Below are 23,910 nucleotides of genomic sequence, written 5' to 3'. Positions count from 1 at the left end.
GCGGGAGTGAGCATGTCGCCGCCCGGCTGGTACTCCGACCCGCAGGCTCCGCACCTGGAGCGCTGGTGGGACGGACGCGCCTGGACCGAGCACCGACGCACCCCGTCCGGCCTCCCCGCGCCGCCGACCCCGGCGGCCGGGGCGTCCGGCCGGGCCAAGGCGGTCGCGCTGATATCCGCCGGGGCGGTGCTGGCCACGGCCATCGTCGCGGGCGGGACGGTCCTCCGTACGGACGTGGCCGGCGGCCGCGACACCCGGATCGACGGCGCCCCCGCCGCCCCGCCGCCCCCGTCCCTGGTGGTCGACCGGCTCAACGACATCGCCCTGCCCGTGCCGCCCGGCTGGACCGGCACGTCCTCCCTCGCCGAGGACGACGTCGTGATGACCACCGACGGGACCTACACCTGCCCGGCCGCCACCGGCCGGTGCCGCCACGGCCAGGTCCTCAGCCGTACGGCGGGCAGCGCCGAGGGCAGCTCGCCGCGCACCGTCGCCGAACGGGACGTACCCGACGCGGCCGAGACGGCCTACGGGCACGACGCCGACGGCCGGCAACCCTACGGCGGCATCCGCTCCCACCAGGTCGTCAAGGCCGGGCGGGTGGCGGTCGCCGGACACGACGGATACCTGGTGCGCTGGCGGGTACGGACGGCCGACGGACCCGGCGGCTACGTCCAGTCCCTCGCCTTCCCCTCCGACTCCGGCATCCCGGCCCCGGTCGTCGTCCGGATCGTCCTCGACGCGGGCCCGGGCGGGCCGCCGCTCTCCGACATGGACGAGATCACGAAGGGCATCCGCCCGGCCCGCTAGACGCCGCGAAGAAGACGGTCAGAGGAAGGTCTGGCCCTCGCCCCGGTACGTCGGCACGGTCGCCGTCACCCGGTCGCCCTCGACCAGATGCAGCTCGGCGAACCGCTCGCACAGCTCGCCCGCCTTGGCATGCCGGAACCACACCCGGTCGCCGATCAGCAGGTCGTCCGCCGCCGAACCGAGCAACGGGGTCTGCACCTCGCCGGGACCCTCCTGCGAGTCGTACGACAGCCCCTCCGGCAGGTACGGCACCGGCAGCCGGTCCGGGCCCGCGACGCCCGAGGCCGGATAGCCGCCGCCGAGGACGGTCACCACCCCGACACCCGGCCGCCGGACCACCGGCATGGCGAAGAGCGCGGCCGGACGGCCGGTGAACGACGTGTAGTTGTCGAAGAGCCGCGGCACGTACAGGCCCGAGCCCGCCGCGATCTCGGTGACCGCGTCCTCCGCCGCCGTGGTCTGCACACTGCCCGTGCCGCCGCCGTTGACGAACTCCAGGTCCGGCGCCACCGCCCGGACCGCCCGCACCACCTCGCCGCGCCGCTCCGCCAGCTCACGGCGCGCGGTGGCCTGCATCAGCCGCACCGCGCGCGAGCGCAGCGGCCGGCCGGCGACCGCGTCCCCGACCCCGGCGATGTGCCCCTCGTACCCCATGATCCCGACCAGCTTGAAGCCCGGCCGCCGGGCCACGGTCCGCGCCAGGTCGGCGAGCTGGGCGGGGGAGTACAGCGGCGAACGCAGGGCCCCGACCCGCACCCGGCCCCCGAGCAGCTTCAGGGAGGTGTCCAACTCCAGGCAGACCCGCACCACTTCGGTCCCGCCGTCGCGGGCCGCGTCGATCAGGTCGAGGTGAGCCGGGTCGTCGATCATCACCGTCACGGCGGCGGCGAGCTTGGGATCGGCGGCCAGCTCGGCGAACCGGGCCCGGTCGGCGGACGGATAGGCCAGCAGGATGTCCTCGAACCCGGACCGGGCCAGCCACAGCGACTCCGCGAGCGTGAACGACATGATCCCCGCGAAGCCGTCCTTCGCGAGCACCCGTTCCAGCAGGTGCCGGCAGCGCACGGACTTGCTCGCGACCCGGATCGGCTTGCCGCCGGCCCGGCGCACGAGATCGTCCGCGTTGGCGTCGAATGCCTCCAGATCCACGATCGCGAGAGGGGCGTCCAGGTGGGCGGTGGCCCGGTCGTAACGGGCCCGGTCGGCGGCGCGCGCAGTCATGACCGCAGCCTGCCAGACAGGATTACCGCAGGGTAGGGGGACGATACGGGCAGATGCCCCGAGGCCGTGGACTGGTTCCCGTTTGCCGTCGCACAACCCGTAGAGTGACGCGCACGTACGACGGACCGACCCCGGCCGCCTGACCCGCGCCGGGATGCGGATCCGCGTGTACGGGTATGCGTGCCCGGGGCGGACTTCTCCGCGCCGGGGAGCACGACGGCCCGTACGACGAGTTGGCCCGGGCACGAGGAAACGGGGGGCGCATGAGCAGGGAAGCGCGGCACGCCCCGATCCCTCGACGCCCTTCGCCCGACTCCGCCCCGACGGAGCCCACGGACGCGCCCGCGCCGACCGCGGACGGGGCCGGCGCCGCAGCGTCCGGCCGGTCCGACAGGCCGGGGTTCTTCGAGCAGCCCAGCCGAATGAACTGGTCGCACCGGTCCGACGTATCCACCGGTGGCGCCGACGCCACCGGGCAGGACCAGCTGCCGGGGCGGCCCGGCGTGCAGCAGAGTCGTGAGGACCGGACGAGTCGGGGCGGTGCGGTGGGGCAGGGCGAACGAGGTACGGGGGATCGGCCGGCCGGCCGCTCGACGCCCACCGAACACATCACCCGCCCCCGCTACCCCAGCTTCCGCCCGCCCCAGCCCACGACCACCGCGTCCCCCCTCCCACCCCCACCCGCCTCGGCCCGCTTCCCGGACACCCCGCCACCCCCGGCAGCCCCGCCGGCGGAACCGACCCGCACCACGCCCCCCGCGCCCTCCGGCCGGGACACCACCCGCAACACACCGCCGTTCACCCCGGCCTCCGGCCGGGACTTCAGCCGGTCCGGAGAGTCCGGCCGGTCCGTGCCGCCGGTGTCCTCGGGACGGGACGCGGGCCCCAGCGCGCCGCGGTTCACCCCGACCGCCGGCGGGGAGTCCGGCCGGTCTGTGCCGCCCGTGTCTTCGGGACGGGACGCGGGCCCCAGCGCGCCGCGGTTCACCCCGACCGCCGGCGGGGAGTCCGGCCGGTCGGTGCCGCCGGTGTCTTCGGGGCGGGATGTGGGCGGTAACGCGCCGCGGTTCGTCCCGGCTTCTGGCGGGGAGTCCGGCCGGTCCGTGCCCCCGGTCTCTTCCGGGCGGGATGCGGGTCCCCGGGTGCCGCCGTCGGCTCCGGCCTCCGGGCGGGAGTCCGGGCGGGTCGCGCCGCCGTTTCGGCTGTCGTACGGTTCGGGGCCGTCGGTCCGGCGGCCGGAGCCCGCGTCGGACTCGACCGCGTCGCTGCGCCCCCTGCGCGCGGCGGCGGAGCCGGAGCAGTCGCCGGACGAGCGGCGTGAAGCCGCCGGGCCGTCGAGCGACACGGACGGAAACGCCTCCGCCCCGGCCGGGCCCAGGCGGCTCGAGCGGCAGCGCGGCGACTACTCGGCCACCTTCGGTGGGACGCAGGACTCGAGCAGTGCGTGGAGCCCGCACATGCGGACCTTCCCGGTGCCCACGGCCCCGCCACGCCCCACGACCCCGCCGAAGACCGCCCCGCCTTCCCACCCGGCGAAATCCGCGGCCCCCACCGCCCCGCCACGCCCGACGGAGCCACCGTCGGCGGGCGCTCCGCCACGTCCGACGGGTGCCCCGACGCCCGACGCCCCGCCGCCCCCGGCCGACTCTCCGGCGGCCGACGTTCCGCCGCGGCGCACGAGTTCTCCGGCCGTCGGTGCCGAATCGTGGTCGCCAAGTGCCCCGGCTCCTGCCGCTCCGCCGCGGCCGGTCGGGTCCCCGGATGTCGGCGCCCCGTCCGGCTCCGGTTCCGGGGCCGGGACCGACGGTTCAGCAGGTCCGAAGGCGGCCGAGCCGACGTCGTCGGCGGCGGCCGGTGCCCCGCCCCGTCCCGCGACGCCCCCGGCGTCCGCGCCCTACCCCGCCGCCGCTGCTGCCTCTCCCCACGACCCGGCGGCCTCCTCCTCGTATGCCGCCGGACCGGCGCCGGACCTCGCGATGTCCTGGAGCACGTCCGCGGGAACTCCCGGCCGGGACCGGCCCGTTGTGACGTTCGGTGAGCCGGAGGGGTACGACGCGCGAGGGCGGGGGCTGTCGTTGGTCGGTCGCGTGGCGCCCCGTACCGCCGCTGCCGCCGCCTGCATGGTGCTCGGCCTCGGACTCATCGGCGGCGCGGTCACCGGGAGCTGGATGATCGACGACGACGGCGACGCGACCACGGCGACCAGCTTCAGCTCCTCGGCGGGCCTGTGGCACGACGTCCCCGTCGACGAACTGTTCCCGCCCACCGTGCTGGGCACCGGCGCCGGACCCGGCGGAGCCGACCGCGCCTGGACGCGGATCGCCGTCGCCCCGGCCACCGGCTGCGCCGACGGTTTCGACCCCCTGCTGCGCAAGGTGCTCGCCCCCGTCGGCTGCCAGCGCCTGATCCGCGCCACCTACACCGACGCCACCCAGAGCTATGTGACGACCGTCGGCCTGCTGTTCACGAAGGCCGACCCGGCCGCGATGACCGCCCTGGCCAAGCGGTTCGAGTCCGAACGCCTGGACCGCCGTACCGACCTGCTGCCCCTCCCGTACGCCGCGAAGGGCACCGCCGCCGAGCGGTTCGGCCCGCACCAGCGCGCGTCCTGGACGATCTCCGTGCTCACCGATGCCCCGGTCGTCGCCTACGCCGTCTCCGGCTGGGCCGACGGCCGTACCGTCGACACCCCGCAGCCCGCCGCCGACGCCGAGGCGTCCGGCGCCACCACCGCCGCCGCCCAGGCGGGCCTCGGCAACGAGGCGCAGGGCCTGGCCGACCGCATCGAACGGCGACTGCGTCAGAACACCGCCGGCTCGGCAACGGAGAAGCCCTCATGAAGCGCCGCGCAACCGGGGCCGCGCTGAGCCTGCTGCTGGCCGGCTCGCTCGCCCTCCTGCCGTCCGCCACCGCGTACGCCGACAGCATCCGCGCCCAGCAGTGGGGCCTGTCCGCCCTGCACCTCGACGAGGCCTGGCGGACCACCAAGGGCAAGGGCATCACGGTCGCGGTCCTGGACACCGGCGTGGAGGCCGACCACCCCGACCTCGTCGGCAACGTCCTGGCCGCCAAGGACATGATCGGTTTCGGCGCCGGGCCCGGCAATCGGAACTGGGCCCGGCACGGCACCGCCATGGCCGGCATCATCGCCGGTCACGGCCACGGCGTGGGGAACGGGGACGGCGTGATGGGGGTCGCCCCCGAGGCCAAGATCCTGCCCGTCCGGGTCATCCTCGAAGACGGCGACAGCGCTCGGGCCAAGGCCCGCTCCACCCGGGGCAACGCCCTCGCCGAGGGCATCCGCTGGGCCGCCGACCACGGCGCCGACGTCATCAACCTCTCCCTCGGCGACGACTCCGACTCCGCGCACCCCGAGCCCAGCGAGGACGAGGCCATCCAGTACGCCCTGAAGAAGGATGTCGTGGTCGTCGCCTCGGCCGGCAACGGCGGCGACAAGGGCGACCACATCTCCTACCCGGCCGCCTACCCGGGGGTCGTCGCGGCCACCGCCGTGGACAAGTTCGGCGTCCGCGCCTCCTTCTCCACCCGCCGCTGGTACGCCACGGTCAGCGCCCCCGGCGACGACATCGTCATCGCCGACCCGGACCACAAGTACTACGAGGGCTGGGGGACCAGTGCGGCCTCCGCCTTCGTCTCCGGTGCCGTGGCCCTGATCAAGGCCGCCCACCCCGGACTCACCCCGGCCCAGATCAAGAAGCTCCTGGAGGACACCGCCCGCGACGCCCCGAGCGGCGGCCGCGACGACTCCCGCGGCTTCGGCATGATCGACCCGGCGGCGGCCATCAAGGCGGCCGCCAAGCTCAAGACCCAGAACCTGACCTCGGCGTCCTACGGCAAGAAGTACTTCGGCTCCGGCCCCGACCCCGAGGACAAGTCGACCAGCCCCACCGACTGGGCCGCCCCCCTGGCAGGCGTCGCGGGCACCGCCCTCCTCGCAGCGGCCGTCATCCTGTGGCGAGGCCGCCGCCGAACCGCCCTGAGCTGAAGCGCCCCGCAAGGGGCGCTGGGGGTCCCCCCGGCCGAAGGCTGGGGGAGGAACTGCGCGATCAACCCCCACCGACCCGCACCCGCCCGCGAACCTCCGAACCCTTCCCCTACTGCGAAGCAGAAGCCGAAGCAGGAGCCGACGCAGACGCATCGGCGTCGACAAACGACCGCACCGCCGCCTTCGCAGCCGCCTCCACCACCGCTATCCCCTTCGCCTGGCTCACGGTCCCCTTGGACAGCACGGCCACCAGATACCCGGTCCCGTCCACCGTCACCCGACCGATGCTGTTGACGTCCCACAGCCCCGTCGTACTCCGTGGCAGCCACCCGTTCTTCAACGCGTACCCCGATCCGTCGGCCGCCGCCGAAACCCCCCACCGCTGGTCGGACTCGACGGTCTTCATCAGCCCCTGGACGTACGACTGCGACGCCCCGCTCAGTTTCGAGTCGTCCCCGAACACCTGCTGGAGCAGCGTGAGCTGGTCCGCCGCCGTGGTCTGGGTCAGCCCCCACAGCGCCCCGTCGCCGCCCTCCGTCTCCGTCAGCCCGAAGCGCTTGTTCGCCGCGTCCAGCCCCGCCGCCTTGCCGATGATGTCCCACAGCTGCGACGCCGACGTGTTGTCGCTGTTCTCGATCATCTTCGTGGCGTACGCCTTCTCCGTCGCCGTCAGATGCCGCCCCGCGTCCTGCGCCTGCAGCAGCAGCGTCGCCAGGATGTCGACCTTGACGATGCTCGCGGTGTCGAAGGCCGTGTCGCCGTAGGTCGCGCTGTCGCCGGAGTCCAGGTCCAGCACGGCCGCCGACACCTTCGCCCCGGACGGGACGGTCACCTTCGCCATCGCCGTGCTCAGCAGCGCGTCCCGGTCCACGGCCGGCTCCGTCACGGGTTCCACCGATGCCTCCCCGTTCGCCGAGGCCGAGGAGGAGGGCGACGGCGACGCAGCCGAGGATACGGTTCCGTTGTCGCGCGCGTGCGCCTTCACGTACACGGTCCCCGCCGTCGTACCGCCGACGGCGGCGACCAGTGCGAGGCTCGTGTAGAGAAGGGCGCGGCGCCGCGCCGGGCGGGTGCGACGGCGGCTTCGGCGGGCTTCGGAGGCGGCTCTGGGGGACTCCATGCCGCGATGCTGGAGGCACGGACTGTGCGCCCCGTTAGCCCGAAGTTAGAAGTCCGTCAGGGAAATCTGAGATTCCGGTGAAAGCCGTGTCGACGTGGTTTCGGGGGCCGCACAACCGCAGCAGCATCCCCCCGATAGGGTCGGGGACCGTGGCGAACAAGAACATTCCCGACTCCGGCTTCTCCGACGACGACGGCTCCGCAGACCCCCGGCTGGCCGCCGCGCTGGCCGTCTGGGACGCGGACCGGAGCGCCGTCGGCCCGGTGCTGGAGGCGCTGAAGGGCGCCCGGCTCCTTGTGCCGGTGGTCGCCGTGCTCGGCGAGGTCGAGGAGGACGATGAGGAGGGGCGCGAAGCTCGTTGGAAGGGTGGTGGCGGGCGACGGGAGGGCGGGCTGCGCCACGAGAAGACGAGCGACATGGCCGTCCCCACCCTGAAGGCCGGCCACCGCACCGCCCTGCCCGCCTTCACCTCCACCGAGTCGCTGGCCCGCTGGGACCCGGCGGCGCGGCCCGTCGCCGTACCGCTGCACCAGGCGCTGCAGGCCGCCGCGCACGAGAGGGCCGACACGGTGGTGCTCGACCTGTCGGGGCCGGTGCCGTTCGAGCTGACGGGGGCCGCGCTGCGGGCCCTCGCCGAGGGGCGTACGACGGCCGATCCGCTGGCCGACCCGGCGGTGACCGAGGCCGTCCGGGCCGCCGTGGCCGCCGTGGCCGGTGTGCTGCGCGCCCACCTCGGGCCGGGGCCGGCCGACGGCACGCTCGCCCTGGTCCTCGACCCGGCCGCGGCGCCCGCCGAGACCGCCCGTGCCGTCGCCGAACGGCTCGCCGCCGACGAGACGCTGAGGGCCCGCCTGGTGGGCGGTCTCGACCTGGCACTGCTGCCGGCCGGGACCACGCCTCCGGGCGAGCCCTTGTACGTGCGGAAGTGAGTCTCTAGCCGTAGACCGGGCCGGTGTACTTCTCACCGGGGCCCTGGCCCGGCTCGTCGGGGACGATCGAGGCCTCGCGGAAGGCCAGCTGGAGCGACTTCAGGCCGTCGCGCAGCGGGGCCGCGTGGAAGGAGCTGATCTCGGTCGCCGACGCGTCGAGCAGCCCGGCGAGGGCGGTGACCAGCTTGCGGGCCTCGTCCAGGTCCTTGTACTTGTCGCCCTCCTCGGTCAGACCGAGCTTCACGGCCGCGGCGCTCATCAGGTTGACGGCGACCGTCACGATCACCTCGACCGCGGGGACCTCGGCGATGTCGCGGGTCATCTCGTCGAAGTCGGGCTGCCCGGCGTCATCGGGGCCGGGAAGGGGCGTCTCACTCATGCCCCACACGATAGGCGCACCCGTGCGGGGCGCCGACCGGGGCCCGCCTCGCCCCAATTAGCCCTCTGTCCGCTTTGCTGCTAACCTTGTGTGACGACCGGCCGGACAGGTATGCCTCACGGCTAGCTGGCCCGGCCCACAAGTGGAGGCTTCGAACTCCCACCTGACCGCCCTCCGGGCGGCGGGTCACCGGTCAGACGGTCGCTTCGCCGTTTTCACGGCGACGGCGTTCCGTCCGATAGTGCGCCCCGCGATCCTCGCGGCGGTGTCTCCGGTAGTTCGAGGAGTCCCGCCTGTGATCGTCCGGGGCATTTTTTCTGCTTCGGTGCGGTTAGGTCTTACGAAACAGACGTTACGCGGCTGTCCGCCAGACCGTCGTGTGGTGCTACCGAGGAGGATCCATCAGCACCGAGCCCCGCATCAACGACCGGATTCGCGTTCCCGAGGTGCGACTTGTCGGTCCCAGCGGCGAGCAGGTCGGGATTGTTCCGCTTGCCAAGGCGCTGGAGCTTGCCCAGGAGTACGACCTCGACCTGGTCGAGGTGGCGGCGAGCGCACGTCCGCCGGTCTGCAAGCTCATGGACTACGGCAAGTTCAAGTACGAGTCGGCCATGAAGGCCCGTGAGGCGCGCAAGAACCAGGCGCACACGGTCATCAAGGAAATGAAGCTCCGGCCGAAGATCGACCCGCACGACTATGACACCAAGAAGGGTCACGTCGTCCGGTTCCTCAAGCAGGGCGACAAGGTCAAGATCACGATCATGTTCCGTGGTCGCGAGCAGTCCCGGCCCGAGCTGGGCTACCGACTGCTGCAGCGTCTCGCGGAGGACGTCCAGGACCTCGGTTTCGTGGAGTCGAACCCGAAGCAGGACGGCCGGAACATGATCATGGTTCTCGGTCCGCACAAGAAGAAGACCGAGGCGATGGCCGAGGCCCGGCAGGCGCAGGAAGCCCGCAAGGCGGACGCGAAGGCCAACCCCGGTCGCTCGCAGAACGCCGCCGAGATGGAGGCCGATTCCGAGGCCGAGATCGAGGCGCCCGCCGAGGAGCATGCCGAGGCGTGATCCCGGGGTGAACCGCCCCAGGTCAGCACCCAGGGGCGAGAGTCCCAGGATGTACCCGATACAAGAGCGACGTTCCACCGTGCCCGGTTTCACGACCGGGCACCGGAGCGCCATCGACGAGGAGATAACGGCGCTATGCCGAAGAACAAGACGCACAGCGGTGCCAGCAAGCGCTTCAAGGTCACCGGCTCCGGCAAGGTCCTCCGTGAGCGCGCCGGCAAGCGCCACCTGCTCGAGCACAAGTCGTCCCGCGTGACGCGCCGCCTGACCGGCAACGCCGAGATGGCCCCGGGTGACACCGCGAAGATCAAGAAGCTTCTCGGCAAGTGACGCGCGGGTGCCGCACGGCGCCCTGAGTCAGCTCAACCGGGACCCAGTCGTTTCCGGGCCGCGTGAGTCCAACCGCGGCCCCGCTACAAGGAGTTAAACAAGTGGCACGCGTCAAGCGGGCAGTCAACGCCCACAAGAAGCGCCGGGCGATCCTCGAGGCGGCCTCCGGCTACCGCGGTCAGCGTTCGCGCCTGTACCGCAAGGCCAAGGAGCAGGTCACCCACTCGCTGGTCTACAACTACAACGACCGCAAGAAGCGCAAGGGCGACTTCCGTCAGCTGTGGATCCAGCGCATCAACGCCGCTGCCCGCGCCAACGGCATCACCTACAACCGCTTCATCCAGGGTCTGAAGGCCGCGAACGTCGAGGTCGACCGCAAGATCCTGGCCGAGCTGGCCGTCAACGACGCCGGCGCCTTCGCCGCGCTCGTCGAGGTGGCGCAGAAGGCGCTGCCGGCGGACGTCAACGCCCCCAAGGCGGCGTGACGCTGCGCTGGCTTCGGCCGACGTGACCTGAGGACCCGCAGGCTGAATGGCTTGCGGGTCCTGTTGTTGGCCCACGGCATTCGTTCGGCTGCGGGTTTGTGGGGGCTGGTCGCGCAGTTCCCCGCGCCCCTTTGGGGCGCGCTTTCGCCGCGTTTCCTTGAAAGTGACCGACACGATGCCCACCCCCGAGCTGATCTCGCCCCGTTCCGCGCGTGTCTCCGCCGCCCGGCGGCTGGAGCGGCGGAACTTCCGGGGGAAGGAGCGGCTGTTTCTCGCCGAGGGTCCGCAGGCCGTACGGGAGGCGGCTGGGCATCGGGTCGGTGACGTGCCCACGCTCGTCGAGCTGTTCGCCACCGTGGACGTCGCGGAGCGGTACGCCGACATCATCGGAGCGGCCAGGGCGGTCGGCGCCCGGATCCACCTCGCCTCCGAGGACGTCATCGCCGACATCTCGACCACCGTGACGCCCCAGGGGCTCGTCGGGGTCTGCCGGTTCCTGGACACGCCGTTCGAGGAGATTCTCGCCGCCCGGCCCAAGCTGGTCGCCGTGCTCGCCAACGTGCGCGACCCCGGTAACGCGGGGACCGTGCTGCGGTGCGCCGACGCCGCCGGCGCGGAGGCGGTCGTACTGACCGACGCGTCCGTGGACCTGTACAACCCGAAGGCGGTCCGGGCCTCCGTCGGCTCGCACTTCCACCTGCCGGTCGCCGTCGGTGTCCCCGTCGAGGAGGCCGTGGCCGGGCTCAAGGGTGTCGGCGTGCGGATCCTGGCCGCCGACGGGGCCGGGACCGACGACCTCGACGACGAGCTGGACAAGGGGACCATGGGCGGGCCCACCGCCTGGGTGTTCGGCAACGAGGCCTGGGGGCTTCCGGAGGAGACCCGCGCGCTGGCGGACGCCGTCGTGCGCGTCCCGATCCACGGGAAGGCCGAGAGCCTGAACCTCGCCACCGCCGCCGCCGTATGTCTCTACGCATCGGCCCGTGCACAGCGCGCCTCCGGAGGGTGCCGTTCCGTCACCGAGAGCTAGTAGGGTGACCAGCTCGGGGGCCTGCTGCGCCGTCTGAGAGGTGGAGTACGGGGTATGAGTGTCGGCACCAGCAACGCGCCGGGAGGCCGCGGCACCGGCCGCGTGCCCGCACCCCGGCACGGCGACCTCACCGGGCTCGGCATCGACCCCGACGAACTGCCCGACGGCCTCGTGGTCGCCGACGAACACGGTCTCGTCGTCTGCTTCAACGCCGCCGCCGCCCGCATCACCGCCACCGCCCCCGCCGACGCCCTCGGGCAGCGCCTGGAGAAGGCCCTCCCTTTAGAAGACCTGGAGGGCAGGCGCTGGTGGCAGCTCACCGACCCCTACGGCGGCCTCGCCATCCGGGTCGGCCAGCCCGAGCGGAACCTGCTGCTGCCCGGCGGCCGGGAGGTGCTGGTGTCCGCACGGTATGTGCGCGCCGAGCCCACCGGGCCCGTCCGGCGTGTCGTCGTATCACTGCGGGACACCGAGGCCCGGCGCCGTACCGAACGCAGCCACGCCGAGCTGATCGCCACCGTCGCCCATGAGCTGCGCTCGCCGCTGACCTCCGTCAAGGGGTTCACGGCCACCCTGCTCGCCAAATGGGAACGGTTCACCGACGACCAGAAACGGCTGATGCTGGAGACGGTCGACGCGGACGCCGACCGGGTCACCCGGCTCATCGCCGAGCTGCTGGACATCTCGCGGATCGACAGCGGGCGCCTCGAGGTGCGGCGGCAGCCCGTGGACATAGGCGCGGCCGTCGGACGGCACATCCAGGCGTACGTCGCCGCCGGGCAGCCCGCCGACCGCTTCCTGCTCCGTATCGAGCAGCCGCTGCCCGCGCTCTGGGCCGACCCCGACAAGGTCGACCAGGTCCTCAGCAACCTCATCGAAAATGCCGTGCGGCACGGCGAGGGAACCGTCACCATCGACATCACGGCCACGGCGTCCCCGCGCGAAGGGGAAGGCCATGAGAACGCAGCTACGTCGGTCACGGTGAGCGACGAAGGGCCCGGCATCCCGGAGGAGTCCATGAACCGCGTCTTCACCCGCTTCTGGCGGGGCAGCAAGCGCGGTGGCACCGGCCTCGGGCTGTACATCGTCAAGGGCATCGTCGAGGCCCACGGCGGCACGATCACCGTCGGACGCGCCCCCGGTGGCGGCGCCGAGTTCCGATTTACGTTGCCCGTGAGCACGCCGGCCTATCTCGTCTGAGATCTGCCGAGCGGCCCGCGGGCGCATTCGCATTCCTCCACCCCGTTAGACTCGGCCTTTGGCACCTTTGTGTCCTTCTCACGGCCACCAACGGTCACGGGGACCATCCGCCAGCCAATCGGAAGCACGGGAAGAGATGTCGGCACCGAATAAGTCGTACGACCCTGTAGAGGTCGAGGCCTTGAAACCGGAAGAGATCGAGCGCATGCGGGACGAGGCGCTCGCCGCCTTCGCCGCCGCGGACTCCCTCGACGCGCTCCAGGAGGCCAAGGTCGCCCACACCGGCGGCACCTCCCCGCTGGCCCTCGCCAACCGCGAGATCGGCGCCCTGCCCCCGCACGCCAAGGCGGCCGCCGGCAAGCTGGTCGGCCAGGCCCGGGGCGCGGTGAACAAGGCCCTCGCCGGCCGCGAGGAGGAGCTGGAGGCCGAGCGTGACGCCCGGGTGCTGGTCGAGGAGGCGGTGGACGTCACACTGCCGTACGACCGCGTCCCGGCCGGCGCCCGCCACCCGCTGACCACGCTCTCGGAGCGCATCGAGGACATCTTCGTGGCCATGGGCTACGAGGTCGCCGAGGGCCCCCAGGTCGAGGCCGAGTGGTTCAACTTCGACGCCCTCAACATCGGCCCGGACCACCCGGCGCGCGGCGAGGCGGACACCTTCTTCGTGCAGGGTCCCGAGGGCGGCACCGAGTCCGGTGTCGTGCTGCGCACCCACACCTCGCCGGTCCAGATCCGCTCGCTGCTCGACCGTGAGCTGCCGGTCTACGTGATCTGCCCGGGCCGGGTGTACCGCACCGACGAGCTGGACGCCACCCACACGCCGGTCTTCCACCAGGTCGAGCTGCTCGCCGTCGACGAGGGCCTGACCATGTCGGACCTCAAGGGCACCCTGGACCACATGGTCCAGGCGCTGTTCGGCGAGGGCATGAAGACCCGGCTGCGGCCGAACTTCTTCCCCTTCACCGAGCCGTCCGCCGAGATGGACATGCTCTGCTACGTCTGCAAGGGCGAGTCCGTCGGCAACCCGGACCGCCCCTGCCGTACCTGCTCCTCCGAGGGCTGGATCGAGCTGGGCGGCTGCGGCATGGTCAACCCGCGGGTGCTCACCGCCTGCGGCGTCGACCCGGAGAAGTACAGCGGCTTCGCCTTCGGGTTCGGCATCGAGCGGATGCTGATGTTCCGCCACAACGTCGAGGACATGCGAGACATGGTCGAGGGTGACGTCCGGTTCACCCGGCCGTTCGGGATGGAGATCTGATGCGGGTCCCGCTTTCTTGGCTGCGGGAGTACGTCGACCTGCCGGCGACGGAGACCGGGCGTGACGTCCAGGCCAAGCTCATTTCGGCAGGCCTCGAGGTGGAGACCGTCGAGCAGCTCGGCGACGGCCTCAAGGGCCCCCTGGTCGTCGGCCGGGTGCTGACCATCGAGGAGCTGGAGGGCTTCAAGAAGCCGATCCGCTTCTGCACCGTCGACGTCGGCACGGCGAACGGCACGGGCGAGCCCCAGGAGATCGTCTGCGGCGCCCGCAACTTCGCCGTCGGCGACAAGGTCGTCGTGGTCCTCCCCGGGGCCGTGCTCCCGGGCGGGTTCTCGATCAGCGCCCGCAAGACGTACGGCAAGACCTCCCACGGCATGATCTGCTCCAGCGGCGAGCTGGGCATGGGCGACGACGGCACCCACGGCATCATCGTGCTGCCGCCGGAGACCGAGGTCGGCAAGGACGCCATCGAACTCCTCGAACTGGTCGACGAGGTCCTGGACATCGCCGTCACCGCCAACCGCGGCGACTGCCTGTCCATCCGCGGTGTCGCCCGCGAGACCGCCATCGGCTACGGCCTGCCGCTGCGCGACCCGGCACTCCTCGACGTACCCGGCCCGAACGCCTTCGGCTACCCGGTCCAGGTCTCCGACCCGTTCGGCTGCGACCGCTTCACCGCGCGCACCGTCATCGGCCTGAGCCCCGAGGCCCGCTCCCCGATCTGGCTGCAGCGCCGACTGCAGAAGGTCGGCATGCGCCCGATCTCGCTCGCGGTCGACGTCACCAACTACGTGATGATGGAGCTCGGCCAGCCGCTGCACGCCTACGACCGCACCCTGGTCCAGGGCACCATCGGCGTCCGCCGCGCGGCCGAGGGCGAGAAGATCGTCACCCTCGACGGCGTCGAGCGGAAGCTGCACGCCGAGGACCTGGTCATCACCGACGACCGCGGCCCCATCGGCCTCGCGGGCGTCATGGGCGGCGCCAACACGGAGATCGCCGATCACGATGCCGCCGAGAACGGGGCGGACGCCACGACCGACGTCGTGATCGAGGCGGCCCACTTCGACGCCGTCGCCATCGCGCGCACCGCCCGCCGCCACAAGCTGTCCTCCGAGGCGTCCCGGCGCTTCGAGCGCGGCGTCGACCCGCAGGCCGCGGCCGCCGCCGCGCAGCGCACCGTCGACCTGCTGGTGCTGCTCGCCGGCGGCACCGCCGAGGCCGGCGTCACCGAGGTCATCGCGCCGTCCGCGCCGCACACCATCACGGTCGCGGCGGACCACCCCGACAAGGTCGCGGGTATCGAGTACGGCCGCGAGACCGTCGTCCGCCGCCTCCAGGAGGTCGGCTGCGACGTCTACGGGCAGGACGAGCTGATCGTCACCGTCCCGTCCTGGCGGCCCGACCTCCTCGAACAGAACGACCTGGCCGAAGAGGTCATCCGGCTGGAGGGCTACGAGAACCTGCCCTCCACGCTGCCCAGGCCGCCGGCCGGCCGTGGCCTGACCCACCGCCAGCGCCTGCACCGCCGCGTGGGCCGCGCGCTGGCCGGGGCGGGTTACGTCGAGGCGCCGAACTACCCGTTCATCGGCGAGGGCGTCCTCGACCAGCTCGGTCTGGCCGCCGACGACCCGGCCCGCCGCGTCGTCAGGCTCACCAACCCGCTCAACGACGAGGAGCCCGCGCTCCGTACGTCGCTGCTGCCGGGTCTGCTCGGCGCGCTCCGGCGCAACGGCGGACGGGGCGCGCACGACCTGGCGCTGTTCGAGACCGGCCTGGTCTTCCTCCCGCGCGAGGAGCAGGGCATCGCCGGGCACCTGCCCGTCGACCGCCGCCCGACCGACGAGGAGCTGGCCGCGCTCGACGCCGTGCTGCCCGAGCAGCCGCGCCATGTCGCCGTCGTCCTCGCGGGCGCCCGCGAGCAGGCCGGCTGGTGGGGCAAGGACCGTCCGGCCGACTGGGCCGACGCGGTCCAGGCCGCGCGGACCGTCGCCGCCGAGACCGGTGCCGAGCTGATCGTGCGGTCCGGCCAGTACGGGCCCTGGCACCCCGGCCGGTGCGCCGAACTGGCGGTCGTCGCCGACGGCGTGGAGCGGGTCGTGGGCCACGCCGGTGAGCTGCACCCGCGCGTCGTCAAGGCGCTGGGGCTGCCCGCGCGCAGCTGCGCGATGGAGCTGGACCTGGACGCGCTGGAGCAGGCCGGCGACGGCACGCCCCAGGCGCCGAGCATCTCCACGTTCCCGGTGGCCACGCAGGATGTCGCCCTCGTGGTCGACAAGCCGGTGCCGGCGGCGGAGGTCGAGGCCGCGCTGCGCGAGGGCGCGGGTGAACTCCTGGAGGCCATCCGGCTGTTCGACGTGTACGAGAACGCCGCGCAGCTGGGCGACGGGAAGAAGTCGCTGGCGTACGCGCTGCGGTTCCGATCGGCTGACCGGACGCTGACGGTCGACGAGGCGTCGGCGGCTCGTGACGCGGCGGTCGCCCTGGCGGGGGAGCGTACGGGAGCGGTGCTGCGGGGCTAGTCGCCGTAGGGGGACTGTTGTCGGCCGGCTGCGGGTGGGGCGTGGCTGGTCGCGCCCACGCGGCGGCAGCCGCATATCGGCACAGCCCCGTGCCCCTTCAGGGCGCTTGCTACCTGCATAAATGCGGGTGTCTCGTTGGTGGTCACTCATTTGGGTGAGATCCATCCGGGACATGGCCCTTTCGGGGCATGCCGTCGACAGAATCGGACCGGCCTTTCGGGGTCGGTCCGTCTGTTCTGTCAGGGCCTACATGGGGGCCATCGGCATGATCCGCATCAAGGCTGGGGTTCCCTCCGGGAGGCGGCCCCGGACCAGTTCTCGGCCCTCGCGCCTCGTACAGACCCTGGGGTGGCCCACGGTTTGGGGCGCGGTCGCCGTGTCGTACAAGTTCGGATGCCCGCTGGCCGAGCAGACCGGGCTCGGCGCGCGCATCGTCACCAGCGCCGTGTTCTTCGCGGTCGGTGCCGGCCTCATACTCCATGTCCGCCGCACCCTGCTCAGGGAACTGCGGCAGATCCGCAAGGTCGCCGGCGCCGCGCAGAGCGTGCTGCTGCGGCCGTTGCCGCCCCGGCTGGCCGGGCTGAACATCGCCGCCGCCCAGCTCTCCGCCGACCGGGGCGCGACCATCGGCGGCGACCTCTACGAGGCCGTCGCCACCGAACACGGCGTACGGGTCGTGATGGGCGACGTACGCGGCCACGGCCTCTCGGCCATCGGCACGGTCGCCGCCGTCCTCGGCAGCTTCCGCGAGGCCGCCCACGACGAGCCCGAACTCGGCCGCGTACTCGGCCGACTGGACCGCGCCCTCGCCCGCCACCTGCGCGAACGCGCCAGAGCCGAGCACCCGTCCAGCGGCCGGGACCCCGACACCCCGGTCGCCGAGGAGTTCGTGACCCTACTGCTGCTGGAGATCGCGGGAGACGGGGAGCTGCGGGCGATCAACTGCGGCCATCCGTGGCCGTACCTGCTGAGCGGTGCTCGCGTCGAGCCCCTGTCGCGGGCCGATCCGCTTCCGCCGCTCGGGCCCTTCGCGCTGCCGACTGACCTGGCTGCCACGCCCTGCGGTCATCTGCTCGCCGACGAGTCCCTGGTCCTGTACACGGACGGTGCGGAGGACGCGAGAGACGCCCGAGGCCGCTTCTTCTCCTTGCCGGAAGCCCTGACGGAAGCGGTGCGAAGCCACCTGGTCTCGCCCCAGGCCATCCTCCGTACGGTCTTCACCGCCCTGCTCCAGCACACGGCGGGCCGCCCCACCGACGACATTGCCCTCCTGGTGCTACGCAACGAACGCGCGCACCAACGCGCCCCCTTGGGGGCGCGGGGAACTGCGCGACCAGCCCCCACGCACCCGCAGCCGACAACGCACCGCTAGCCCCCGAACATCGGCCAAGCCGCCAGCCAGGCCACCGCACTGTACGAGGGGGAGCCGGCGGCCCGGCCGGCCTCTTGCGAGGCAATTAAGTCAACCCGTACGACACTCTCCGCAACAGTGCGCGCACGCTACGGATGCGCGCACTCCGTTCACACCCCGTGTGAACGCACCCGCACTACGCTGACGGCACAGGCCACTCGGGGGGCATCCATGCAGCCCAACTCTCTGCTCGACGCGATCCTGGACGAGGCGGGGATCTCGCACGCCGGTCTCGCCGCCCATGTCAACCAGGCGGGCCGGGCCCGTGGACTCGCGCTCCGTTACGAACACACCGCCGTGGCGCGGTGGTTGAAGGGGCAGCGGCCCAGGGGCCAGGTGCCGGACCTGATCTGCGAGGTGCTCGCCGCCCGGTTGCACCGCCCGGTCACCCTCGACGACATCGGCCTCGGCGTGCCCGGCGAGCCCAGCCTCCCGCACACGACCTCGCTCTCCGGGTTCGTCGAACGGGCCACCGCCCTGTGGCGGTCCGACGAACAGCAGCGCCCGCACATACTCGGCGCCCCCGCCGTCACCGGCACCCCCGCCGTGATGCCGGTGTGGGAGTGGGAGAACCCCCCTGAGGACGTGGACGTCTCGCGGGGCGGGCGGCACCGGGTCACCGCGGCCGACCTGGAGATGCTGCGCTCCGCACGGGCCCACTACGAGCAGATGTACCGCAAGGCCGGCGGCATGGCGACCCGCACCCGGATCGTCGGCTTCCTCAACGCCGAGGCGGCCCCGCTGCTGCGCGGCAGCTACACGGACGCCACGGGCCGTCAACTGCACCGGGCGACGGGCGGGCTGGTGGCGATCGCCGGCATCTGCGCGTACGACTCCGACGCCCACGGCCTCGCCCAGCGCTACTTCCACCAGGCGCTCCGGCTGGCAAAGGCCAGCGGGGACCGGGGACTTGGCGCGTACGTCATCGCGCTCCTGGTCAACCAGGCGCTGTTCATGCGGGAGTTCCGGCAGGCCGTGGCCTTCGCCGAGGCCGCGCTGCGCGCCGCCGGCAAGCACATCACCCCCGCCCTCGCCTCCGACCTCTACGCGATGCAGGCCAAGGCGTACGCCCACCTCGGCGACAGCACGAGCGCGCTGTCCTGCATCCGGCGGGCGGAGTCGGCCGCCGAACGCATCCGGCGGGGCTACGAACCCGACGAGACCGGCTATGTCCAGCCGGGTCTGGTCAACGTGCAGGTGGCCGAGGCGCTGCTCAGCCTCGGCGAGCTCGCCGCCGCCCGGGAGCACGCCGCGGCCGCCGTCGACAACCCGGCCCACGACCGGGGGCGGGTGCACCGGCTCGCCATGCTCAGCACCATCGAACTGCGTCAGGGGAACGCCGACAACGCCGTGGCCACGGCCGTGCAGATGGCCGAACAGGCCCGCGGAATGGAGTCCCAGCGCCTGCGTGACAGACTCCGCGCGGTACGCGAGCACCTGGTGCGCAGCGGCTTGGCCGGAACCGCCGAAGCCGCCGAACTCATCGACGGGGCGCTGCGCGTACCGCTGTAGAGGCACAGTAGGCCTGAGGAGTCCCTGCTGCGATATTGCCACTTACTCGGCGGAAGGTGGCAGAACCATGCAGTGGACGAAACAGAACGAACAGACTGTGTATGAAAACCGCTGGTTCAGCGTCAATCTCGCGGATGTCGAGCTGCCGGACGGCCGGCACCTCGACCACTTCCTGATACGGCTGCGGCCGGTGGCCGTGGCGACGGTGGTCAACGAGGCGGGCGAGGTCCTCCTCCTGTGGCGCCACCGTTTCATCACCGACAGCTGGGGCTGGGAACTCGCGGCGGGAGTCGTGGAGGACGGCGAGGACATCGCCGTCGCGGCCGCCAGGGAACTGGAGGAGGAGACCGGCTGGCGGCCGGGGACCCTGCACCATCTGATGACCGTGGAGCCGTCCAACGGCCTCACCGACGCCCGGCACCACATCTACTGGTCCGACGAGGGCGAGTACGTCGGACACCCCGTGGACGACTTCGAGTCGGACCGTCGGGAGTGGGTCCCCCTCAAGCTCGTCCCGGACATGATCGCCCGTGGGGAGGTCCCGGCCGCCAACATGGCGGCCGCGTTACTCCTGCTGCACCACATGAGGCTCAGCGAAGACTAGTGGGCCAGCGTCTGCCAGACGGTGACGACGAGGGCGCCCAGTGCGGTGAGCGCGGCGATCGAGGGCAGGGGCCAGCGGGCGTGTTCCAGCGAGGCGAGACGGATGTTCAGGTCGTCCAGTTCCTTGGCCGTCTCCTTGGTGCGGTGGCTCAGGAGGTTCAGTCCTCCCTCGACCTGTGCGTAGGCCACATCGAGGCGACGACGTAACTCTGCGAGTTCTCCCTGGACCACGGGATGCTCTGGTTCGGTGGCCACGGGTCCGCTCCTTTGCGTAGTCGAATGGGTCGTTCCGCATCCCTTGCATGCGCATGAAGAGTGAACTCGCCTGGTGAGCGCGTGGGGAGAGTGTGCGACGGGCATATGCGAGCCCGGTGCGCACACGGTGTGTGAAACACACGGGCCCGGCACCGAAGGCGGTGCCGGGCCCGTGGAGCATCGCTCCCTGTGACCAACCGGGGGTGATCAGCCGTAGGTGTAGAAGCCCGAGCCGGTCTTCCGGCCGAGCCGGCCCGCCTCGACCATGCGCTGGAGCAGCGGGGGCGCGGCGTACAGCGGCTCCTTGAACTCGGCGTACACGTTGCCAGTGTGCGCGATCACCGCTTTCACCTGCGGTTTCATGGCCTGTTGTGGTCTGCGGCGAAGCATGCCCGAGCCACGTCGACACGCTCACGATCGACTCGCTGGCCTCAAGCTGGGTACTCGCATATGTCACTGCAGCACCCCGTCCGCTGTCTTGATGGCCGGGGGTGGGGTCCTGACTGGGGGAGCGTTTCGACAGCCGGGGCCGGGCCCCCGGGGGCGTGGACCGATTCGCGCGGGGCACTCGATCGGGTGCTTCTTACCTCGACTCCCGGGCGAGGAGGCGCGCGTGGGTACGGCTACGGGCATGGGCATGGACGAACCCGGCGGCCGGACGATCACCACCCGTATCCCGGCCCGCCTGGACCGGCTGCCGTGGTCCCGCTGGCACTGGACGATCGTCATCGGCCTCGGCACGGTCTGGATCCTGGACGGCCTGGAGGTCACGGTCGTCGGCAGCATCGCCGGCCGCCTCTCCGAACCCGGCAGCGGCCTCGCGATCTCCTCCGGCCAGGTCACCGGCACGGCCGCGGCACTGTACGTGGCCGGCGCCTGCATCGGCGCCCTGTTCTGGGGCCGCCTGACCGATCGCCACGGCCGCAAGAAGATCTTCCTGATCACCCTGGCGGTGTACCTGGCCGCCACCGCCCTCACCTCGATCTCCTTCGCCCCCTGGTGGTTCTTCGTCTTCCGCTTCCTGACCGGCTTCGGCATCGGCGGCGAGTACGCGGCGATCAACTCCGCGATCGACGAGCTGATCCCGGCGCACTACCGCGGCCGCGTGGACCTGATCATCAACGGCAGTTTCTGGGTCGGCGCGATCGGCGGCTCACTGCTCTCGATCGTCGCCCTGAACACGGACTTCCTGCCCAAGGACGTGGGCTGGCGGCTGACCTTCGCACTCGGTGTCGTCCTCGGCCTGGTCATCCTCCTCGTGCGGCGCAACGTCCCGGAGAGCCCGCGCTGGCTGCTGATCCACGGCAGGGAGGAGGAGGCGGAGGAGATCGTCACGTCGATCGAGCGGCGGGTGGCGGCCGAGAAGGGCGAGCCGCTCCCCGAACCGGCGGGCGAACTGGTCATCCACCAGCGCCGGAGCAGCACGTTCGCCGAGATCGCCCGCACGGTCTTCCACGACTACCGCCGCCGGGCCATCCTCGGCTTCTCCCTCTTCATCGGCCAGGCGTTCCTCTACAACGCGATCACCTTCGGTTTCGGCGCGATCCTCACGACGTTCTTCGACGTGCCGACCGGCCACACGGGCTACTACTTCGTGGTCATCGGGGTGGGCAACTTCCTGGGCCCCCTGCTGCTGGGCAAGCTGTTCGACACGGCGGGCAGGAGGGTGATGATCTCGTCGACGTACCTCCTCTCGGGCCTGCTGCTGTTCCTCACGGCGTGGCTGTTCGGCCGGGGCGTGCTGTCGGCCGGGACGCTGACGGCCTGCTGGTGCGCGGTCCTGTTCTTCGCGTCGGCGGGCGCGTCCAGCGCGTACCTCACGGTGTCCGAGATCTTCCCGATGGAGACGCGGGCGATGTCGATCGCGTTCTTCTACGCGCTGGGCACGGCGGCCGGCGGCATCAGCGGCCCACTGCTCTTCGCCGACCTCACAGGGACGGGGAAGGTGGCCGACACGGTGCTGGCGTTCCAGATCGGGGCGGGGCTGATGTGTGCGGCGGGGCTGGTGGCGGCGGCACTGGCGGTGAACGCGGAGCGCAGGCCGCTGGAGGAGATCGCGACGCCGCTGACGGCTACGCCGGGCGGGACGACGAAGGCGCGGGTATAGGGAGTTCCCCGTGTCAATGGGGCTGGCTGTCCGGGGCGCAAGGCTCCATGCGCAGCACTTCCTTGCGGCGGCCGCCATCGCGCTTGGACCAGGCTCTGACCAGCAGCAGCATGTCCCTGCCCGCGCAGATGCCAACCGCTGCCGCCAGGCGGGCTGCTGCCCGACCGGGCGGCGTCACGGCCCCGGTTTCGAGGCGCATGCAGAGGCGCTCCTCTCGCCTTCTGGAGCGGTCCTGCGGTGGCGCAGCGCCCACAACGCGACGGGAGCTCCCGTCGCGACCAGCGCCGCAGCGAAACACAGACCGGCTTGGTAGCCGGAGAGAAAGGCACCCGAGCCATCGGCCCCGGTGGAGACTGCGGCGTGTTCCACGAATGACACGATGGCGCCCACCAGGCCGATTCCGACGACTCCGGACGCCTCGCGGGCGGCGCTGAACAGTCCGGCCGCGATTCCGGAAAGATGATTCGGTGAGGATTCCAGAGCACGGGTGGTTAGCGGCACGGCCAGCGCGGAGCCGAAACCGATAAGTGAAAGTCCGGGCAAAATATCAACGAGCTTTCCTCCCGAACTGCCCAGCGTGATCATCACCAACCCCAGGCCGACCAGGAGTAGACCCGCAGCGGAGATCCGACCTTCACCCCAGCGGCGCGCCATAAGCGAAACGAAAGGGATGGTGGCGATCAGGGAAAGGGCCACGGGCATGAATGTCAGACCGGCCTGCGTCGGGGCGAGGCCGAGGCCGTTCTGTAGAAATTGAGACGTGAAGAAATAGACTCCGCTTACGCTCAGACCCCACAGTAGTTGAGTAATGACTCCGCCGACGAAAGGGCGTTGCCGGAGGAGGGGACGCAACACGGTGTTCCGGCCCGAAGTCAACTCGTAGCACAGGCCGACGGCCGACGCGACGACGACGCCCCCTGCCGCGGCGACAGGAAGGGCGTCGAAGCCCTGTTCAGGCCCTTCGATCAGGCAGTAGGCGAGGGCTGCCAGCGAGCAACAGGCCAACGCGATGACGCGGAGTGAGAGTGCGGCCGAGGCCGGGGACATGGTACGGGGCGAGGGTTTGGGCCGGGGGACAAGAAAGCCGACGAGGAGACTCACACAACCCACCGGTAGGTTCATGGCAAAAACGGACTCCCAGCCCAAGTGCTGTGTCATGACACCTGAGACCACAGGGCCGCAGGCCAGCGCTGACGCCAACGTGGCAGTGGTGGCGCTGAAGGCGGCATTACGCACGTGAGGCGGTAGATCGTGCGACTGGACCGCCAGCGAGGCCGGCAGGATCAGCGCAGCGCCCGCTCCCTGCAGCCCCCGGCAGGCGATCAGCGCCATACCGGAGGACGCCGCACTGCACCCGACCGATGCGACGGCGAAGAGTGCGACGCCGAGCGACAGAGTGGCATGCCGCCCAGCGGTGTCCGACAGATGCCCGCCCAGCAGCAGAAGGCTCGCGAGGGTGAGAGGGTAAATGGCCGCCACCCATTTGAGGTCGGCTTCGCTCAACGCGAGTTCAGCCTGGATCTGAGGCAGTGTCACATTGACGACGGTGTTGTCCAAGGCGGTCATGAAGGACGGCAGCAGTACGGCCACGAGGATGGCGAGGACACGTAGTCGGCTCACGGTACCTGCCTTGAGTAGCGCCGACGGTGGTAAAAGGCCGCCACGTTC

General features: G+C 71.8%; 22 protein-coding genes and 1 pseudogene. 15 read left to right on the top strand and 8 right to left on the bottom strand.

Annotation, left to right across the window (positions count from 1 at the left end; all coding sequences use genetic code 11):
- The first annotated feature begins 12 nt into the window (after positions 1–12).
- Positions 13–810: a DUF2510 domain-containing protein gene (locus tag ACFZDK_RS16675; protein ID WP_390973427.1), complete on the top strand. Its 798-nt coding sequence runs from the start codon at positions 13–15 to the stop codon at positions 808–810.
- An 18-nt stretch (positions 811–828) separates the two neighbouring features.
- Here ACFZDK_RS16675 and ACFZDK_RS16670 read toward each other — a convergent pair whose 3' ends face one another.
- On the bottom strand, positions 829–2,031 hold the full coding sequence (locus ACFZDK_RS16670; RefSeq protein ID WP_390973099.1) for an alanine racemase: 1,203 nt from the start codon (positions 2,029–2,031) through the stop codon (positions 829–831).
- A gap of 622 nt (positions 2,032–2,653) precedes the next feature.
- Positions 2,654–3,376, bottom strand: a complete 723-nt coding sequence (locus tag ACFZDK_RS16665) for a hypothetical protein (protein WP_390973097.1) — start codon at positions 3,374–3,376, stop codon at positions 2,654–2,656.
- A 742-nt stretch (positions 3,377–4,118) separates the two neighbouring features.
- On the opposite strand from ACFZDK_RS16665, the gene ACFZDK_RS16660 reads away from it, so the two are divergent.
- Together ACFZDK_RS16660 and mycP are read left to right on the top strand one after the other, a co-directional pair.
- Entirely contained in the window at positions 4,119–4,871 is a 753-nt protein-coding gene (locus tag ACFZDK_RS16660; protein ID WP_390973096.1) for a hypothetical protein, read from the top strand.
- Positions 4,868–6,037, top strand: coding sequence for a type VII secretion-associated serine protease mycosin (gene mycP, locus ACFZDK_RS16655; protein ID WP_390973094.1), 1,170 nt, complete (start codon positions 4,868–4,870; stop codon positions 6,035–6,037). The genes ACFZDK_RS16660 and mycP overlap by 4 nt, the downstream gene beginning before the upstream one ends.
- A 109-nt stretch (positions 6,038–6,146) precedes the next feature.
- On the opposite strand, the gene ACFZDK_RS16650 is transcribed toward mycP, so the two are convergent.
- Entirely contained in the window at positions 6,147–7,157 is a 1,011-nt protein-coding gene (locus tag ACFZDK_RS16650) for a serine hydrolase (protein ID WP_390973092.1), read from the bottom strand.
- A 149-nt stretch (positions 7,158–7,306) separates the two neighbouring features.
- Here ACFZDK_RS16650 and ACFZDK_RS16645 point away from each other — a divergent pair, with 149 nt between their 5' ends.
- Positions 7,307–8,086 (top strand): SseB family protein, encoded by a 780-nt coding sequence (locus ACFZDK_RS16645; protein ID WP_390973090.1) that lies wholly within the window; start codon positions 7,307–7,309, stop codon positions 8,084–8,086.
- A gap of 4 nt (positions 8,087–8,090) precedes the next feature.
- Here ACFZDK_RS16645 and ACFZDK_RS16640 read toward each other — a convergent pair whose 3' ends face one another.
- Positions 8,091–8,465, bottom strand: a complete 375-nt coding sequence (locus ACFZDK_RS16640) for a DUF1844 domain-containing protein (protein ID WP_123978403.1) — start codon at positions 8,463–8,465, stop codon at positions 8,091–8,093.
- 377 nt (positions 8,466–8,842) lie between these two features.
- Here ACFZDK_RS16640 and infC point away from each other — a divergent pair, with 377 nt between their 5' ends.
- The 10 genes from infC (at position 8,843) to ACFZDK_RS16590 (ending at position 19,881) form a co-directional block, all read left to right on the top strand.
- Positions 8,843–9,529: a translation initiation factor IF-3 gene (gene infC, locus ACFZDK_RS16635; protein ID WP_390973088.1), complete on the top strand. Its 687-nt coding sequence runs from the start codon at positions 8,843–8,845 to the stop codon at positions 9,527–9,529.
- A gap of 135 nt (positions 9,530–9,664) precedes the next feature.
- Complete coding sequence (gene rpmI / locus ACFZDK_RS16630; RefSeq protein ID WP_046726698.1) at positions 9,665–9,859, top strand: 50S ribosomal protein L35; 195 nt, start codon at positions 9,665–9,667, stop codon at positions 9,857–9,859.
- 101 nt (positions 9,860–9,960) lie between these two features.
- Entirely contained in the window at positions 9,961–10,344 is a 384-nt protein-coding gene (gene rplT / locus ACFZDK_RS16625; protein WP_018549117.1) for a 50S ribosomal protein L20, read from the top strand.
- A gap of 175 nt (positions 10,345–10,519) precedes the next feature.
- Complete coding sequence (locus ACFZDK_RS16620) at positions 10,520–11,374, top strand: TrmH family RNA methyltransferase (protein WP_390973085.1); 855 nt, start codon at positions 10,520–10,522, stop codon at positions 11,372–11,374.
- Between the two features lie 54 nt (positions 11,375–11,428).
- Positions 11,429–12,574, top strand: coding sequence for an ATP-binding protein (locus ACFZDK_RS16615; RefSeq protein WP_390973083.1), 1,146 nt, complete (start codon positions 11,429–11,431; stop codon positions 12,572–12,574).
- Between the two features lie 136 nt (positions 12,575–12,710).
- Positions 12,711–13,832: a phenylalanine--tRNA ligase subunit alpha gene (gene pheS / locus ACFZDK_RS16610; protein WP_390973081.1), complete on the top strand. Its 1,122-nt coding sequence runs from the start codon at positions 12,711–12,713 to the stop codon at positions 13,830–13,832.
- Positions 13,832–16,354, top strand: a complete 2,523-nt coding sequence (pheT, locus tag ACFZDK_RS16605; RefSeq protein WP_390973079.1) for a phenylalanine--tRNA ligase subunit beta — start codon at positions 13,832–13,834, stop codon at positions 16,352–16,354. Before pheS ends, pheT begins: the two co-directional genes overlap by 1 nt.
- Positions 16,355–16,619: 265 nt before the next feature.
- Positions 16,620–17,726: a SpoIIE family protein phosphatase gene (locus ACFZDK_RS16600; RefSeq protein WP_390973077.1), complete on the top strand. Its 1,107-nt coding sequence runs from the start codon at positions 16,620–16,622 to the stop codon at positions 17,724–17,726.
- Positions 17,727–17,936: 210 nt separating this feature from the next.
- On the top strand, positions 17,937–19,277 hold the full coding sequence (locus ACFZDK_RS16595; protein WP_390973076.1) for a transcriptional regulator: 1,341 nt from the start codon (positions 17,937–17,939) through the stop codon (positions 19,275–19,277).
- A 67-nt stretch (positions 19,278–19,344) separates the two neighbouring features.
- Positions 19,345–19,881 carry an NUDIX hydrolase gene (locus tag ACFZDK_RS16590; protein ID WP_355710957.1) on the top strand — a complete coding sequence of 179 codons (537 nt, stop codon included), beginning with the start codon at positions 19,345–19,347 and terminating at the stop codon, positions 19,879–19,881.
- Here the strand turns inward: ACFZDK_RS16590 and ACFZDK_RS16585 are convergent.
- The gene (locus tag ACFZDK_RS16585) at positions 19,878–20,135 is read right to left on the bottom strand and encodes a hypothetical protein (protein WP_390973074.1); all 258 of its coding nucleotides are present in this window, start codon (positions 20,133–20,135) and stop codon (positions 19,878–19,880) included. The genes ACFZDK_RS16590 and ACFZDK_RS16585 overlap by 4 nt on opposite strands.
- Before the next feature lie 207 nt (positions 20,136–20,342).
- Positions 20,343–20,456, bottom strand: a pseudogene (locus ACFZDK_RS16580) (3-hydroxyacyl-CoA dehydrogenase family protein); the annotation flags it as partial.
- 310 nt (positions 20,457–20,766) lie between these two features.
- Here ACFZDK_RS16580 and ACFZDK_RS16575 point away from each other — a divergent pair.
- A complete protein-coding gene (locus ACFZDK_RS16575) occupies positions 20,767–22,242 on the top strand; it encodes an MFS transporter (RefSeq protein ID WP_390973425.1) in 1,476 nt (491 codons plus the stop codon).
- 13 nt (positions 22,243–22,255) lie between these two features.
- Here the strand turns inward: ACFZDK_RS16575 and ACFZDK_RS16570 are convergent, their stop codons facing one another.
- A complete protein-coding gene (locus ACFZDK_RS16570) occupies positions 22,256–22,441 on the bottom strand; it encodes a hypothetical protein (RefSeq protein ID WP_390973072.1) in 186 nt (61 codons plus the stop codon).
- The gene (locus tag ACFZDK_RS16565) at positions 22,417–23,862 is read right to left on the bottom strand and encodes an MFS transporter (protein ID WP_390973071.1); all 1,446 of its coding nucleotides are present in this window, start codon (positions 23,860–23,862) and stop codon (positions 22,417–22,419) included. Before ACFZDK_RS16565 ends, ACFZDK_RS16570 begins: the two co-directional genes overlap by 25 nt.
- Between the last annotated feature and the right edge of the window lie 48 nt (positions 23,863–23,910).

Source organism: Streptomyces sp. NPDC007901 (assembly GCF_042959465.1).
In the GTDB taxonomy this organism is placed as follows: domain Bacteria; phylum Actinomycetota; class Actinomycetes; order Streptomycetales; family Streptomycetaceae; genus Streptomyces.
This window is presented reverse-complemented; position numbering and strand designations above follow the sequence as displayed.

Coding starts and splice junctions, on each gene's coding strand:
- ACFZDK_RS16570 (WP_390973072.1), bottom strand. CDS start 22,441: ATGCGCCTCGAAACCGGGGCCGTGACGCCGCCCGGTCGGGCAGCAGCC.
- pheT (WP_390973079.1), top strand. CDS start 13,832: ATGCGGGTCCCGCTTTCTTGGCTGCGGGAGTACGTCGACCTGCCGGCG.
- ACFZDK_RS16675 (WP_390973427.1), top strand. CDS start 13: ATGTCGCCGCCCGGCTGGTACTCCGACCCGCAGGCTCCGCACCTGGAG.
- ACFZDK_RS16590 (WP_355710957.1), top strand. CDS start 19,345: ATGCAGTGGACGAAACAGAACGAACAGACTGTGTATGAAAACCGCTGG.
- ACFZDK_RS16650 (WP_390973092.1), bottom strand. CDS start 7,157: ATGGAGTCCCCCAGAGCCGCCTCCGAAGCCCGCCGAAGCCGCCGTCGC.
- ACFZDK_RS16575 (WP_390973425.1), top strand. CDS start 20,767: ATGGGCATGGACGAACCCGGCGGCCGGACGATCACCACCCGTATCCCG.
- rpmI (WP_046726698.1), top strand. CDS start 9,665: ATGCCGAAGAACAAGACGCACAGCGGTGCCAGCAAGCGCTTCAAGGTC.
- pheS (WP_390973081.1), top strand. CDS start 12,711: ATGTCGGCACCGAATAAGTCGTACGACCCTGTAGAGGTCGAGGCCTTG.
- ACFZDK_RS16615 (WP_390973083.1), top strand. CDS start 11,429: ATGAGTGTCGGCACCAGCAACGCGCCGGGAGGCCGCGGCACCGGCCGC.
- ACFZDK_RS16670 (WP_390973099.1), bottom strand. CDS start 2,031: ATGACTGCGCGCGCCGCCGACCGGGCCCGTTACGACCGGGCCACCGCC.
- mycP (WP_390973094.1), top strand. CDS start 4,868: ATGAAGCGCCGCGCAACCGGGGCCGCGCTGAGCCTGCTGCTGGCCGGC.
- ACFZDK_RS16640 (WP_123978403.1), bottom strand. CDS start 8,465: ATGAGTGAGACGCCCCTTCCCGGCCCCGATGACGCCGGGCAGCCCGAC.
- ACFZDK_RS16595 (WP_390973076.1), top strand. CDS start 17,937: ATGCAGCCCAACTCTCTGCTCGACGCGATCCTGGACGAGGCGGGGATC.
- ACFZDK_RS16620 (WP_390973085.1), top strand. CDS start 10,520: ATGCCCACCCCCGAGCTGATCTCGCCCCGTTCCGCGCGTGTCTCCGCC.
- ACFZDK_RS16600 (WP_390973077.1), top strand. CDS start 16,620: ATGATCCGCATCAAGGCTGGGGTTCCCTCCGGGAGGCGGCCCCGGACC.